This is a genomic window from Mycobacterium sp. 1465703.0 (assembly GCF_001672975.1).
GTDB lineage: Bacteria > Actinomycetota > Actinomycetes > Mycobacteriales > Mycobacteriaceae > Mycobacterium.
Window position 1 is genome coordinate 14,101 of sequence record NZ_LZKU01000254.1, and the last position, 15,296, is coordinate 29,396.

The following is a 15,296-nucleotide window of genomic DNA, read 5'->3' on the forward strand; positions in this document are numbered from 1 at the left end:
CGCGATTACAGCGTTTCGTCCAATTCGCCGAGGCGGTCGGTCAGCCGCAGGTTCTCGGAGTAGTCGACCGGGCAACTGATCAGCGAAACACCGTCATCATCGAGCGCGGTCCGCAGCGTCGGCAGCAGTTCATCGGCGTTGTTGATCCGGTATCCCTTGGCGCCGAAGCTTTCGGCGTATTTCACCACGTCGGGGTTGCCGAACTTCACGTAGTAGTGCGATCCGAGTTCGAGATCCATTTTCCACTCGATGAGGCCGTATCCGCCGTCGTCCCAGATCAGCACCACCAGCGGGATCCGCTCTCGCACGGCCGTCTCGATCTCCTGCGAGTTCATCAGGAACGCTCCGTCGCCGACGACGGCCAGCACCTTGGACTCCGGCTGTGCCAGCTTGACGCCCAGCGCCCCGGGCAGCGCGAAACTCATGGTGGACAAGCCGTTTGAGATCAGGCAGGTGTTCCGCTCGTAGGTCGGGTACAGCCGGGCCATCCACATCTTGGTGGCGCCGGTGTCGACCAGCACGACGTCGCTGCGACCCAGCGCCGCGCGGGTGTCGGCGACCACCCGGGCGGGCGCCAGCGGATAGCGCGAATCCTGTTGACCCCGTTCGAATTCCTCGGACAACAATCCCGATCCGGGCACATCGGCGGCGTGAGCGAAGTTGTGGCCGGACAGCGCGTCGGTGAGTGCGTTCAGCGAATCGCTGATGTCGCCGATGATGCCTACGTCGACCGAATAGTGCGCGTCGACCTCGGCCGGGAACCGGTGAATGTGAATGATCTTCTTGTCGCCCTGCGGGTTGATCCGGACCGGGTCGAATTCCTGCAATTCATAGCCGACGGCGATGACGGCGTCGGCGTGGTCGAACCCGAAGTTGACGTAGTCGTGCCGCATGAAGCCCAGCGTCCCGATGCTGTTTGGGTGATCGTCCGGCATGACGCCCTTGCCGTGGAAGGTGTTGGCGACCTGGATGCCGAATTCTTCGGAGAAGCGCACCAGGGCTTTGGTGGCGTCGGCGCGGGCGGCGCCGTGCCCGGCCAGCACCACCGGGCGCTGAGCGCTGCGCAGGACGTCGACGGCACGGGCCACCTGGCGGGGCGCCGGCGCATCGGGGCGGACGACGTTGCGCGGCAACGGCCCCAGGTCGTAGTCGGTGTCGTCGGCGTCGATGTGTTCGGGCACCGCGAGGTAGACCGCGGCCGGCCGTTCGGACTCGGCGAGCTTGAACGCCTTGCGGACCATCTCGGGGATGGCGCGCGCGGTCGGAATGCCGGCCGCCCACCGGGTGATGGGGGCAAACATCGACACCAGGTCGACGTACTGATGCGACTCCTTGAACTCCCGGTCGTGGCCCACCTGCGCGGAGATGGCGACCAGCGGAGTGCTGTTCGTGGTGGCATCGGCCACACCGAGTTGCATGTTGATCGCGCCCGGCCCCAGCGTGGACGACACCACCGCGGCCCGGCCGGTGACCCGCCCGTACATCTCTGCCATGAAGGAGGCCGCCTGCTCGTGCCGGGTGAGCACATAGCGGATGTGTGATGCCGCCAGTGCCTGCACGAAGCGGATGTTCTCCTCGCCGGGTAACCCGAACACCACGGAAACACCCTCGTTTTCCAGGCACTTGACGATCAGCTCAGCGGCTTTACTCATCCGACACCTCCGTTAGGGGAACGATAGTGGCAGGCTAGGTGTTGGACTTTCCGCCCACTAAGCGACACGAACCTGATGAAGGAGGGCCGACGTGCCCATCGCCACCATTAACCCGGCTACCGGCGAGACAGTGAAGACCTTCACCCCGGCCACCGACGACGAAGTCGACGCCGCGATCGCCCGCGCTTATGAGCGCTTCCTCGACTACCGCCACAACACCACGTTTGCCCAGCGGGCGCAGTGGGCAAACGCCACCGCAGACCTGCTGGAAGCGGAGGCCGACGAGGTCGCCGCCATGATGACGCTGGAGATGGGCAAGACGCTGAAGTCCGCCAAGGCGGAAGCGCTTAAGTGCGCCAAGGGTTTTCGCTACTACGCCGAAAACGCCGAGCAGCTGCTGGCCGACGAGCCGGCCGACGCCAAGGCGGTGGGCGCCAAGAAGGCCTACACCCGCTATCAGCCGCTCGGGGTGGTGCTGGCCGTGATGCCATGGAATTTCCCGCTCTGGCAGGCCGTGCGGTTCGCCGCGCCGGCACTGATGGCCGGCAACGTCGGGATCCTCAAGCACGCGTCGAACGTCCCCCAGAGCGCGCTGTATCTGGCCGATGTGATCAGCCGCGGCGGTTTCCCCGACGGGTGTTTCCAGACCCTGCTCGTCTCCTCCAGCGCCGTCGAGCGCATCCTGCGCGATCCGCGGGTGGCCGCGGCCACCCTGACCGGCAGCGAACCGGCCGGCCAATCGGTGGCGGCCATCGCCGGTGACGAGATCAAGCCGACCGTGCTGGAGCTCGGCGGCAGCGACCCGTTCATCGTGATGCCGTCGGCGAACCTGGATGAAGCCGCCAAGACCGCGGTCACCGCCCGGGTGCAGAACAACGGCCAATCCTGTATCGCCGCAAAGCGTTTCATCGTCCACACCGACATCTACGACGCGTTCGTCGACAAGTTCACCGAGCAGATGCAGGCACTGATCGTCGGCGACCCGACCGACCCGGACACCGACGTGGGCCCGCTGGCCACCGAGTCGGGCCGCGACGAGATCGCCAAGCAGGTCGAGGACGCCGCCGCAGCGGGCGCCACCATCCGGCTCGGCGGCAAGCCCCTCGACCGGCCGGGGTGGTACTACCCGCCGACGGTGGTCACCGACATCACCAAGGACATGGCCCTGTACACCGAGGAGGTGTTCGGCCCGGTCGCGTCGATGTACCGAGCGGCCGACATCGACGAAGCCATCGAGATCGCCAACGCCACCACCTTCGGCTTGGGCTCCAACGCCTGGACCAACGACGAGGCCGAACAGCAGCGGTTCATCGATGACATCGAGGCGGGCCAGGTCTTCATCAACGGGATGACGGTGTCCTATCCCGAACTGGGGTTCGGCGGCGTCAAACGATCCGGGTACGGCCGCGAACTCGCAGGCCTGGGTATTCGCGCGTTCGTCAACGCCAAGACCGTGTGGGTCGGCGAATCCGAGAGCGGCTCCTCAGCCGGCGACAACAAGGTCGAGTGAGCTGCTAGGCGGACACCCCCGCCAGCAGCTTCTCGTCCTCGTCGGCAAAGGTGTCCTCGAGCTGCAGCGGCGAGTAGTCCAGGTCGATCTCGCCGAGCGGGCGGCCCCGCGCGCTGGAGATGGTGCCGAACCGCCGCATCCCCTTGTCGCTGGCGTACTGCATGAACTCGTCCAGCGACAGGTTGAAGGGCATCGGGTCGTAGAGTGCGAAGCCCTCCTCGATCAGCCGCAACCCCAGCGGCATCAGCTCGTTCATCCGGGTCTCGAAGACGCCCCAGTTGGCGTCGTCGGCGGCGACGTGGCGGCGGCAGGTGAAGGTGCCCCACGCCATATGGCGCCGCTCGTCATCGCCGATGCGCCGGACCAACTCCTGCATGCCGGGCAGGATGCCGCGCTCCACGCAGATCTTGTGCCAGCCGAAGTAGCCGGTGAGCGCCAGCATCCCTTCGACCATGTGGTTGTAGGTGACCGACGCGCGGACCTGGGCGGCCGGTGACGGATCAAGCGTCAGCGCGTTCAGGCAATCCGGCAACTCCTCGTAGAAAATCGTCTTGTAGGTGGGGACGTCCTCCAGGAAGCTGTGCAGATCGTCGGTGATGCCGACGGCATCGAGCCACATGCGGAACACCTGGACGTGCTTGGCCTCCTCGAAGGCGAACTGCGTCAGATACATCTCGTCGCCGAGCCGGCCCTCGGCCCGCATCGCGGCCATGAACGGCTGAATGTCCTGCGTCACCGATTCCTCGCCGGCGATGAACTCGGCGCACAACCGGGTCGCATAGCTGCGTTCGTCGTCGGTGAGGCGTTCCCAATCCTCCCGGTCGCGGGAGAAGTCGATGTCGGCCGGATTCCAGAATTTTGCGTTGCCGCCGGCAAACAGCTTGAGCGGCAAGCTGTCCCAGTTGAGCCCGCCCTCGGCCATCGAGGCGATTCGGGTGCGATTCATGTGACCTCCTCAGATCGTTTGGGGGCTGCGATGGTTGACGGCGCCGAGAAAGCGGCCGCCAGCACAGCGACCAGCCGGCGCACTGCCAGCGCCGGCTGTTCGGGTGTGGGCTCGTCGAGCCCGAGAATCGGATCCAGGCCGCGCATGTAGGGCGCCAATGCCAGGTGCGGAAAGATCAACAACAGCAACGACAACAGCGCGTCGGTGTCTGAGTCCGCGCGCAGGTCGCCGCGCAGGTGGGCGTCGCGGACCAGCGGGCGCATCACTTCCAGGTAGTGACGGTGAATGACGTTCTGCACGCTGACGCGGGCTTCGGTGTCGACCTCCAGGGTCGCCGCGGCGTGCAACGCGCGTTCGTGCGGGTGGTCGGCGAAGTAGGCCACCCACGCGTCGAGCCAGTCGGTCAGGAAGTCGAAGAAAGGCCGGGTCGAGTCGAGTTCGCGGATGCGGTCCTCCATGTAAGCCCGCACCCGCTGGCTGCCGATGTCGGCGATGAACGCATACAGGTCGCGCTTGTCCGCGAAGTACTGGAACAGACTGCCCTTGGCGACCCCGGCACGACGCGCGATGACGTTCAGGCTGCCGCGGGAGAACCCATGCGCCCCGAACTCCGACTCCGCGGCTTCGATGATCGCGGCGCGACGGGCGGGATCGACCCGCGCCCAGGTGACAGTCGGCAATGCGCCTCCTCAACAGAATGACCACTGGTCATTTTACTGTGAGCCACGCCACAGTCAAGGGCCGCATCGGTCTGCGACACCGGCGCCGGGCGGCCAGACCGAACGCTGGGCGAGAAACCCGGCAAGCGAGCACTATCGGTGATGGCGACCCCGCCGAATAGAGCCGAGGAGTGATCGTGACGACGCACCACAACGACAACGTTGCGTGGCCCAGCCTGCGGGTCGACGACTGGACGGAGACAAGACAAACACTGCACATGTGGGCTCAGATTGTCGGCAAGATCCGATTGGTCCATTCGCCGCTGGTCAACCACTGGTGGCAGGTCACCTCATATGTGACTGCGCGCGGCTTGACGACATCGACGATCCCGTACGGGACGGCGGCCTTCGATATCGAGTTCGATTTCATCGACCACGTGCTGGCGATCCGGAGCAGCACCGGTGCGACCCGCAGTGTGCGCCTGGAACCCAAATCGGTGGCCGAGTTCTACTCCCAAACGATGCAGGCACTCGACGAGCTGGGATTGTCCACCCGCATCCAGGCGCACCCCAACGAGGTAGACCCGGCCATACCGTTCGCCGAGGATGTCGAACACGCGTCGTACGACCGTGATGCGGCGGAGCTGTTCTGGCGTCAGCTACTTGCCGCCAACCGCGTGCTCGGCCAGTTTCGGTCCCGGTTCATGGGCAAGGTGAGTCCGGTCCACTTCTTCTGGGGTGCAATGGATCTCGCGTGCACCAGGTTCTCTGGGCGCGGCGCGCCCCGCCACCCGGGCGGGGCACCCAATTGCGGAGACTGGGTGATGGTCGAGGGCTATTCGCGAGAACTGAGCAGCTGCGGATTCTTTCCCGGCGGCGGTGATGAGGGCGCTTTCTACGCCTACGCCTATCCAGAACCCGACGGCTTCGCCGAGCACCCGGTGCGTCCCGAGCAAGCCGGCTACGACAAGGATCTCGGTGAATACTTGCTGCCATATGAAGCGGTGCGGCAGGCGAATGACCCCGACCAGACTCTGCTCGAGTTCTTGCAGGACACCTACGAGGCGGCGGCAGTGCACGCCGGCTGGGACCGAGCTGCGCTCGAAGACGACCCCGATCGCTGGAAGACCTACCAGACTCGCGCGTGAGGCGGGTTCGGCTCAGGGGCGCATCCGGTAGGCGCCGCTCAACGGCAACACGTGGTCCTTCCAGGTCTGGTCGTAGCGCGCCGGATCGTGGGCGGGCCGGCGGATCATCCGCAGCGCGAAGCGGGCCTGTGCATCCGTCGTCGCGGGCTTGTCGGACAGCTCTACGGCATAGGCGTTGAAGTCGCGGACCAACACGGCGAAGATCTCGTCGAGCAACCCATCATCGACACCCGAGAGCCCGGCCTCTTCCAGGATGAGTTGGGCGTAGGGCACCGTCGCGAACAACTGTCCGACGGCGAAGGCGAAGTCGATGTCCTTCTGCTGCGCGGCATCAGGGGTGGCGCTGGCCAACATCTCGGCGAGCACGTCGATCTGCGAGCGCAGCAGCGCGACGTTAGGCAGATGCCCGAAGCTGTCGAACGGTGCGCGCCAGTCATGGAAGCGCACCTTGCCCAGGCCGCCGGTCGGTCCCTGGGCGAACAGGAAGGCGTCGTCGACGGCATCGTCGCGACGGCCGATCACCGGCAGGGCGCTGTTGGGGGCGAACAAGAAGTTGGGCATGAACTTGCCGAGCAGCCCGATGTTGATGTGGACCGTGCCCTCCAGCCTTGGCAGCAGGCCGATCTCGCGGGTCATCGCCTCGAAGATGGTGTCCTTCTCCACGCCCTTGGCGGCGATGACGTCCCACAGTGCGGTGATGACCCGTTCGCCTTCGCTGGTGATCTTGGCTTTGGTGAGCGGGCTGTACAGCAGGTAGCGGCGGTCGGAGGCCGACGCACTGCGCATGTAGTCGCAGGCCCTGGTGGCGACCAGCCGCATCGCGACCAGCCGGGCGTAGGCGTCGGTGAGCAGCCGCCGCGCGTGGGTGAAGTCGGTGACGACGGTGCCGTACAGGATGCGGTTGGAGGCGTGGGTGACCGCCTCGTACATCGCGTGGGTACACATGCCGACCGCGCCCCAACCGAGGTTGTACTTGCAGACGTTGACGGTGTTGAGGGCCGCGTGGAAAGCCTCGGGGCCGCGGTGCAGGATGTCGGCCTCGGTCACCGGATAGTCGCGCAGCGCGTAGTTGGCCACGTAGTTCTGTGAATTCACCACGTTCTTGATCAGGTGGTAGCGATCGTGTTGCGAGTCGGCGGCGAAGAACACGTACTCGTCGGTGCCGGCGAACTTGCCGAAGGTGGAGACCATCCGCGCCACGTTGGCGTTGCCGATGTAGTACTTCTCCCCGGTGGCGGTCCAGCCGCCGTGCGGCGACGGCGTCAGATTCATGTCGGTTTGGTACACGTCGGCGCCGTGCGTCTGCTCCGACAACCCGAACGCGAACACCTCGCCGGCCTGCAGCAGCGCGGCGGCCTTGCGCTTGGCGTCCTCGTTGGCGCTCATCCAAATCGGGCCCAGGCCCAGGGCGGTGACCTGGAAGGGATACCAGTAGTTCAGCCCATAGAAGCCGACGATCTCGGCGAACTCACTGATCCGGTAGGTGTCCCAGCGGCAGGCGTCCGCTTCCGAGGCGCCGTAGGCAGACGGTGTCAGCAGCGATGCGAAGATGCGCTCCCGGCCGACGTGTTCCAAAAAGTCCGAGTACCACACGCGTTCGTGGTCGTCGGCCTTCAGTCGGGCCTTTCCCCGCGACTCGAAGAAGTCCACCGTCGCCGCCATCATCTCCCCCGAGCGGCGGTCTGGGTACTGGCGTTGCAAATGGTTCGGATTGAGCAACATGACGTGACTCCCAGCGAGTTGTCGACGAAGACGAGGGTGACGGTACTGCAATAGGGCAGCCGCCGGGCTACCTGTAACAAAACGACCCTGTTGGTCGGGTGCCGGCCGCCCTAGCATCAGTCTGGTGTCAGAACTCAATACCGCGCGCGGGTCCATCGATACCGCTGCGTTAGGCGTAACCCTCATGCACGAGCACGTGTTCATCATGACCACCGAGATCGCGGAGAACTATCCCGAAGCGTGGGGCGACGAGGAACAGCGAGTCGCTGACGCCATTAATCGGCTCAACGAGCTGAAGGCCCGCGGGGTGGACACCATCGTCGATCTCACCGTGATAGGTCTGGGCCGCTACATCCCGCGGATCGCCCGGGTCGCCGCGGCGACCGAGCTGAATATCGTTGTGGCAACCGGTCTTTACACCTACAACGACGTGCCGATGTACTTCCACTACCTCGGTCCCGGCGGCGAGCTCGGCGGGCCGGAGATCATGACGGACATGTTCGTCCGCGATATCGAGCAGGGCATCGCCGACACCGGAATCAAGGCCGGGATCCTCAAGTGCGCCACCGACACACCCGGCGTCACCCCCGGCGTCGAGCGGGTGTTGCGCGCGGTCGCCCAGGCGCACAAGCGCACCGGGGTGCCGATCTCCACGCACACCCACGCCGGGTTGCGCCGCGGTCTCGAACAGCAGCGCATCTTCGAAGAAGAGGGTGTCGACCTGAGCCGGGTGATCATCGGGCATTCCGGCGACAGCACCGACATCGGCTACCTCGAGGAGCTCATCGCCGCCGGGTCCTATCTCGGGATGGACCGCTTCGGCATCGACGCGTTCCTGCCGTTCGAGGACCGGGTGAACACGGTGGTGCAGATGTGCGAGCGCGGGCATGCCGACAAGATGGTGCTCTCGCACGACGCCAACTGCTATTTCGACGCGCTGCCCCACGAACTGGTGTCACAAGTGATGCCGAACTGGCACTACCTGCACATCCACAACGACGTGATCCCCGCGCTCAAGGAACGCGGCGTCACCGACGAGCAGCTGCACACCATGCTGGTCGAGAATCCGCGCCGCATCTTCGAGCGGCAGGGCGCGTATGAGTGAGCCGATCCCGCCGATCGGTACGCAGATTTCGGCGCTGGCCGAACTCGCTCCCGACGAGCCGGCGGTCACCTGTGACGGCCTCACCCTCACCCGCGCCGAACTCGACTCCTCGACGAACCGGTTGGCGCGTGCCTATGCCGAGCGCGGCGTGGGCGTCGGCGATTACGTGACGATGGTGCTGCCCAACTCGGTCGAGTGGATCCAGGCCGCGGTGGCGTGCTGGAAGCTGGGCGCGGTGCCGCAGCCGTTGTCCGCGCGGTTGCCGGCCGCCGAGTTGGCCGGCCTGCTCGAGTTGCGGCCGCCGGCGTTGCTGGTGGGCCGCGAGCACCCCGACTTCCCCAGTGTGCCAGCGGGTTTCGACCCCGATCCGGCGCTGTCGGACGGCGCACTGCCGGAGGCGGTGTCGCCGGTGTGGAAAGCGATGGGGTCCGGGGGTAGCACCGGCCGGCCCAAGCTGATCGAATCCGGCGGCGACAGCCGGATACCGTCGGCGATCGGCTATCCGCTGGGCGCCCAGGAGGGCGACACCACCCTGGTGCCGGTGCCGCTGTCGCACAACACCGGCTTCACCACCGCGACCATCGCCCTGTTGATGCGCCATCACCTGGTCCTGATGAGCCGGTTCGACCCGGTGCAGTTTCTGCGGTTGATCGCCGACCATCGCGTCAGCTTTCTCACGACGGTGCCGACGATCATGCAGCGGACGCTGCCGGTGTACCAGGCCGACCCGGGCTGCTACGACCTGTCGTCGATTCGGCGGTTCTGGCATCTGGGGGCGCCCTGCCCGCCCGCCATCAAGCAGGCATGGATCGACCTGCTGGGCGCGGAGAAAGTCTGGGAGCTCTACGGCGGCACCGAATTACAGGCGCTGACGTTCATCTCCGGGGACCAATGGCTGAGGCATCGCGGCTCGGTCGGGATAGTGGTTGCCGGGGAGATGAAGGTGCTCGACGACGACGGCAATCCCTGCCCGCCCGGCGTGGTCGGCGAGATCTACATGCGGCCCGGCCCTAACAGCGCGCCCACTTACCGCTATGTGGGCGCCACCGCGAAAAGCCGGGACGGCTGGGACTCGCTGGGCGACCTCGGCTATTTCGACGCCGACGGGTTCTTGTATCTCTCGGACCGGCGGGTCGACATGTTCACCGTCGGCGGCCGCAACGTCTATCCCGCCGAGATCGAGAACGCGCTGTCGGCGCACCCGGACGTGTTGTCCTGTCTGGTCGTCGGCGTGCCCGACCCGAACGGCGGTGATCTGGGGCAGGTGCCCTACGCCCTGGTGCACACCGCTGACGGCTCCGCGCTGGACGCCGCGGGCGTGCAGGAATTTTTGCGCGAGCAGGTGGCGGGGTACAAGGTGCCGCACACCGTCGAGTTCGTCGACACCCCGTTGCGCGACGACGCCGGTAAGGCCCGCCGGTCGGCGGTGCGGGCTCAGATCATGCAGCGCTCGGCGGCCGCGGAAGCCGGCTGACCCGCACCGATTCCAGGGCCGCCATGGGCCCTTAACACATACGACAGTCCGCGCGAAAATGCTCTAGAAGGAATACTTGCTTCGTCGACTCTGTAATCGTCTGTAACCACTAGGTATTGGAGAACGATGCCGCCTAAGTCCCCGACATCAACCCCGAAACTGCCGCCCGCCCGGGTGGCTCGGGCGGTCGAGCGAGTCCGTCATCACGTGGGGCGGCTATACCAGCGACTGTCACCTCCGCCGATCACTGTCATCGACATGATCTTTGGGGGCTTTCTGTCGCAAGCCATCTCGGCATCCGCGCAACTGGGTATCGCCGACGCGCTGGCTGCGGGCCCCTTGACCAAAGAGGAGCTGGCGCGCCGCGTCGGGGCCGACCCGGACAGCGTGGCGCGACTGATGCGGTTGCTGATCAGCCGCGGCGTGTTTCGCAGGCGTCGCGACGGCCGTTTCGCACTGAACGCGCTGGCCGACACATTGCGCACCGACTCGCCGATCTCGACACATGGGATCGCCCTGTTCTACGGCACCCCGCAGCACCGAGCGAACTGGACACGGCTGGCCGATGCGGTGCGCACCGGAGAGCCGAATCCCCCAAAAGTGTTCGGAAAGGACCTCTTCGACTACCTCCGCGACGACCCTGAGTTCGCGGAGATCTTCAACAACGCCATGACCTCTACGTCGTCAGTGTTGGAGGCAGCGGCGGTCGCGGCGTACGACTTCAGCAACTTCGGCGTCATCGCCGATATCGGCGGCGGCCACGGCCGGTTATTGTCGTCCCTTCTCACCGCCGCCCCCAATGCCCGCGGCGTGCTGTTCGACCTCCCCGAGGCAGTCGAGGGAGCGCCACGTGTGTTGGCCGCGCACGGTGTCGCCGACCGAGTCACCGTGACGGGCGGCTCGTTCTTCGACAGCGTGCCGTCCGCTGACGCCTATGTGATGAAGAACGTCATCCACGACTGGCCCGACGACAAGGCCATCGCGATCCTGGGCACCATCAAAGCCGCGGCCCCTCCGGGTGCGAAACTGCTGCTGCTGGAAATGGTGATACCGGATCATGACCGCGAATTCCTCGGCCACTTCGCCGATATGGAGATGCTGGTGATGGCCGGTGCACTGGAACGCGACCTCAAGCAGTGGACCGACCTACTTGAACGTGGCGGCTTCCGGCTACAGCGCGTGGTGCAGACGGCAGGACCGCTCTGTGTCATCGAAGCCGTGCCCAGTTAGCAGGCGCGCCACCTACCGCGGACCGTTACACGGCGCATCCCAGAGCCTCGATGCCAGAGGGCAATGGACTGCACCGGACTCAGGGCGCGATCGCGTCCGCCTCGGCGTCGACCGGCTGGGCCGTTGCACCCGGCTTCTCGCGTTTCTCCCAGCGGCGCAACGCTTCTCGGCAGGGTGACTCGACCAGGGCGTAGCTGACCGCGGCGATCGCGAAACCGAAGATCAGCGTCAACACCAAAACCGTGGGCATGTGGCCGCTGAACGGGAACACCCCGAGCACCGGGAACACCATGGCCAACGCCGCCAGGTGCCACACGAACAGGCCGTAGGACCAGCGCCCCAGGGTCACCATCGCGGTGGTCCCCAGGATGCGATGCGGGGTATCGACCCGGTCCAGCACTAGCGGGGCGACGAGCGCGAAGGCCACCACCGAGCCCATCGCGGTCTTCACCGCGAACTCGGCCGGAGTGCCGGGCACCAGGCCTTCGGGACCGGCCAGCGGCGACGCCGCGATCAGGTAGGCCGCCAGCGCGACGGCGGCCATCACCAGACGCCGCCGAGCCATGCGGTGTGGCAACCCGATGCCGCTGTGCACCCACTCGGCCAGCAGCATGCCGGCGGCGAACCAGGAGAAAAAGGCCGGCGGCCAGTTCAGCGGATTGGTGCCGGACCCGGCATGGATGGGCAACCAGCCCCACGCCCAGCTGAGGGCGCCCAGCGCGGCGATCGCCGGTACCCGGGCCCGCACCGGCAGACGCCGGGCCAGCAACGCCAGGATCGGCAGCGCCAGATAGAAGCTGACCTCGACGGACAGGCTCCACATCTGGGTCAGCCCGCCGGTCAGGGTTAGGGGCACGTAAATCTGGGTGAGAGTCAGGTTGGCCAGCCACACCGTCGGGCTGGCGTGGTCGGCGTCGGGCAACAGCGACAGGATGACGACGACGGCGACCAGATAGGCGGGCATGATACGGACCACCCTGGACCGCAGATAGTGGCCGGTGCGGGGACGTGCTGCCAGATTCCTTGCCGCCCCGGCATGTCCGCGCCACAGCAGAAAACCCGACAGCGCGAAGAACACCGCCACGGCAAGGTCGAAGCGGCCGAACAGTCTGCCCCAGGCGCCGCTGGAATGCCCGGTCTGGAACGCGACATGGGTGACCACCACACCCATGGCCGCGCATGCGCGCATACCCTCCACGGCCGGCAGGAAGCTGCGCACCCCGCCCACCCGCTGGTCATCGCTCACCATCACAGTTTGCCTGTGCCGCGTTGGCCGGCGAGTGGGTACACCCGAGGGGCCCGTCCGCGCGCGCGACAGGTTCGTAAGTCGCTGCCTTACTTTCTGCTGTTAGGGTCGAACGAGTTTGCCCCGGGCAGCTCGCTCGGGTCGGGTCGCGGGTGAAAAAAGCCAAGGGAATGAGGAGGGCACAGCGACGTGAACCGAGCAGTCATGTTGCGGTTCGCCGCATGCGGGATCATCGGACTCGGAGCTGCCCTGCTGATCGCCGCGCTGCTGTTGTCGACATACACCACCAGCAGGATCACCAAGGTTCCGCTGGACATCGACGCCACGCTGATCAGTGACGGCACCGGGACCGCACTCGACTCGGCGTCATTGTCGACCGACCACGTCGTCGTCAACCAGAACGTGCCGCTGGTCGCCCAGCAGCAGATCAGCGTCGAGTCGCCCGCCAACGCCGACGTGGTCACGCTTCAGGTCGGAAGTTCGTTGCGGCGCACCGACAAGCAGAAGGACAGCGGGCTGCTGCTGGCAATCGTCGACACCGTCACGCTCAACCGCAGGACGGCGCTGGCCGTCTCCGACGACGCCCACACCGGCGGTTCGGTGCAGAAGCCGCGTGCGGTCAACGACGAGAACCCGCCCACCGCGATGCCGCTCCGGCACGACGGGCTGTCCTACCGGTTCCCGTTCCACACCGAGAAGAAGACCTACCCTTATTTCGATCCGATCGCGCAGAAGGCGTTCGACGTCAACTACGACACCGAGGAAGACGTCAACGGGCTGACCACCTACAAGTTCACCCAGAACATCGGCTACAACGGCGACGGCAAGCTGGTGGCCCCGGTGACCTACCCGTCGCTGCTGGCCGGGAACGAGGACGCCAAGCAGACCACGTCGGCGTCGATGTGGGGCGTCCAGGGTGGGGACCCGAACGAGCAGATCACCATGACCCGGTACTACGCGGCGCAGCGCACATTCTGGGTGGACCCGGTGTCGGGCACCATCGTGAAGCAGACCGAGCATGCCCACCACTACTTCGCCCGTGACCCGCTCAAGCCGGAGCTCACGCTGGCCGACTACAAGGTCACCTCGAACGAAGACACCGTCGAATCCCAGGTCAACGCGGCCCGCGATGAGCGCGACCGGTTGGCGCTGTGGTCGCGGGTGCTGCCGATCACCTTCACCGCGGTCGGCTTGATCGCGCTGGTCGGCGGTGGGCTACTCGCCTCGTTCAGTCTGCGCAGCGAGAGCGCGCTGACCGACCCCGGTCTGGACAGGGGCGACCAGGACTTCTTCGGCCGCAGCGGCCTGGAAGAACCGGTGCCCGGCGCCGAAGCCGAAACCGAGAAGCTGCCCACCCAGCGTCCCGAGGCGCGCCAGGAGTCCGGGCCCGGCTCCGAGCCACCCGGCCCGGACGAACCCACCGAGGCGGGGCCGGCCGAGCGCGATCCGTCCGCCCCGCACGACCGGGAATAGCCCGGCTCGGATGCGTTAGCCGTGCGCTGGACCCGGCCCGGGTACGCACTGGTCTTGGCGCTGTTGGTAGTCGGGCCGCTGCTGGGGCCCGGATACCTGTTACTGCGTGACGCGGTGTCGACGCCCCGGTCGTATTTGTCGGATACCGCGCTGGGGCTGACAGCGGCGCCGCGCGCTACCCCCCAAGATTTCGCGGTGGCGCTGGCTTCCCATCTGGTCGACGGCGGCGTGGTCGTCAAGGCGCTGCTTGTCCTCGGGCTGTGGCTGGCGGGATGGGGCGCGGCCCGGCTGGTCGCGGTCGCGCTGCCCTGCGCGGGCGCCGCCGGCCAATTCGTTGCCACCACCGTGGCGATCTGGAATCCCTATGTCGCAGAACGGCTTTTGCAGGGCCACTGGAGCCTGCTGGTCGGCTACGGGTGTCTGCCCTGGGTTGCCGCCGCCATGCTGACGCTGCGGACGACGGACGCCAGCCGGTTCGGATTCGCCGGGCTGGCCTTCTGGATCGCGCTGGCCGGGCTGACCCCGACAGGGCTGCTGCTCGCCGCGACCGTGGCGCTGGTCTGCGTTGCGGTGACCGGTGCCGGCCGACCGCGCTGGAGGTGCGCCGCGGCGGCGTTGGGCGCCGCGCTGGTGGCGGCGTCGCCGTGGTTGACCGCTTCGGTGATGGGTTCGTCGCTGACCGCCCACGCGGCAGCCAACCGGCTGGGGGTCGAAGCGTTCGCGCCCCGCGCCGAGCCCGGGCTGGGCACCCTGGCCAGCCTGGCCGGCCTCGGCGGCATCTGGAATAGCGACGCCGTACCCGGTTCGCGCACCACGCTTTTCGCGGTGTTGTCGACCGTGGTGCTGCTGGGCGTGGTCGCGGTGGGCCTGCCGACTATCGCCCGCCGCCCGGTGGCGGTGCCACTGCTGATGCTGGCCATGGTCTCGGTGCTGATCCCGGCGGCGCTGGCCACCGGCCCGGGCGTAGCCGGGCATCGCCAGCGCGACCCACTTCTGCCCGTCGCGCAGCACTCCAAAGCCGGGCACGGTGTCGACGATCGTGCTCAGCAGCGCCACGCCCGGGCCGGTGGCCAGCGCCGCCGGGATCAGCACCGAGACCATGGCCAGCATCAGCAGTGGCACCGCCACCGG

Annotated in this window: 11 protein-coding genes and 1 pseudogene; 7 read left to right on the forward strand and 5 right to left on the reverse strand. The window is 66.8% G+C overall.

The window, feature by feature from the left end; translation table 11 throughout:
- Positions 1–5: 5 nt before the first annotated feature.
- Positions 6–1,652 (reverse strand): acetolactate synthase large subunit, encoded by a 1,647-nt coding sequence (locus tag A5625_RS23940; protein ID WP_067000046.1) that lies wholly within the window; start codon positions 1,650–1,652, stop codon positions 6–8.
- A gap of 91 nt (positions 1,653–1,743) precedes the next feature.
- Here A5625_RS23940 and A5625_RS23945 point away from each other — a divergent pair, with 91 nt between their 5' ends.
- Entirely contained in the window at positions 1,744–3,162 is a 1,419-nt protein-coding gene (locus tag A5625_RS23945; RefSeq protein WP_067000048.1) for an NADP-dependent succinic semialdehyde dehydrogenase, read from the forward strand.
- A 4-nt stretch (positions 3,163–3,166) separates the two neighbouring features.
- Here A5625_RS23945 and A5625_RS23950 read toward each other — a convergent pair whose 3' ends face one another.
- Both A5625_RS23950 and A5625_RS23955 read right to left on the reverse strand, forming a co-directional pair.
- Complete coding sequence (locus tag A5625_RS23950; protein WP_067000051.1) at positions 3,167–4,108, reverse strand: R2-like ligand-binding oxidase; 942 nt, start codon at positions 4,106–4,108, stop codon at positions 3,167–3,169.
- Positions 4,105–4,788 carry a TetR/AcrR family transcriptional regulator gene (locus A5625_RS23955; RefSeq protein ID WP_067000054.1) on the reverse strand — a complete coding sequence of 228 codons (684 nt, stop codon included), beginning with the start codon at positions 4,786–4,788 and terminating at the stop codon, positions 4,105–4,107. Before A5625_RS23955 ends, A5625_RS23950 begins: the two co-directional genes overlap by 4 nt.
- A 215-nt stretch (positions 4,789–5,003) precedes the next feature.
- Here A5625_RS23955 and A5625_RS23960 point away from each other — a divergent pair, with 215 nt between their 5' ends.
- Positions 5,004–5,915 (forward strand): DUF5996 family protein, encoded by a 912-nt coding sequence (locus A5625_RS23960; RefSeq protein ID WP_197516212.1) that lies wholly within the window; start codon positions 5,004–5,006, stop codon positions 5,913–5,915.
- 12 nt (positions 5,916–5,927) lie between these two features.
- On the opposite strand, the gene A5625_RS23965 is transcribed toward A5625_RS23960, so the two are convergent.
- Entirely contained in the window at positions 5,928–7,637 is a 1,710-nt protein-coding gene (locus A5625_RS23965) for an acyl-CoA dehydrogenase family protein (RefSeq protein ID WP_067000056.1), read from the reverse strand.
- 124 nt (positions 7,638–7,761) lie between these two features.
- On the opposite strand from A5625_RS23965, the gene A5625_RS23970 reads away from it, so the two are divergent.
- The 3 genes from A5625_RS23970 (at position 7,762) to A5625_RS23980 (ending at position 11,446) form a co-directional block, all read left to right on the forward strand.
- On the forward strand, positions 7,762–8,742 hold the full coding sequence (locus tag A5625_RS23970; protein ID WP_067000060.1) for a phosphotriesterase: 981 nt from the start codon (positions 7,762–7,764) through the stop codon (positions 8,740–8,742).
- Positions 8,735–10,216: an AMP-binding protein gene (locus A5625_RS23975; protein WP_067000062.1), complete on the forward strand. Its 1,482-nt coding sequence runs from the start codon at positions 8,735–8,737 to the stop codon at positions 10,214–10,216. Before A5625_RS23970 ends, A5625_RS23975 begins: the two co-directional genes overlap by 8 nt.
- Positions 10,217–10,423: 207 nt before the next feature.
- Positions 10,424–11,446: a methyltransferase gene (locus tag A5625_RS23980; RefSeq protein ID WP_067000065.1), complete on the forward strand. Its 1,023-nt coding sequence runs from the start codon at positions 10,424–10,426 to the stop codon at positions 11,444–11,446.
- A gap of 79 nt (positions 11,447–11,525) precedes the next feature.
- On the opposite strand, the gene A5625_RS23985 is transcribed toward A5625_RS23980, so the two are convergent.
- On the reverse strand, positions 11,526–12,695 hold the full coding sequence (locus tag A5625_RS23985) for an acyltransferase (protein ID WP_232003805.1): 1,170 nt from the start codon (positions 12,693–12,695) through the stop codon (positions 11,526–11,528).
- Between the two features lie 186 nt (positions 12,696–12,881).
- Here A5625_RS23985 and A5625_RS23990 point away from each other — a divergent pair, with 186 nt between their 5' ends.
- Positions 12,882–14,165, forward strand: coding sequence for a DUF3068 domain-containing protein (locus A5625_RS23990; protein ID WP_197516211.1), 1,284 nt, complete (start codon positions 12,882–12,884; stop codon positions 14,163–14,165).
- Between the two features lie 21 nt (positions 14,166–14,186).
- A pseudogene (locus A5625_RS23995) lies at positions 14,187–15,296 on the forward strand (hypothetical protein); the annotation flags it as partial.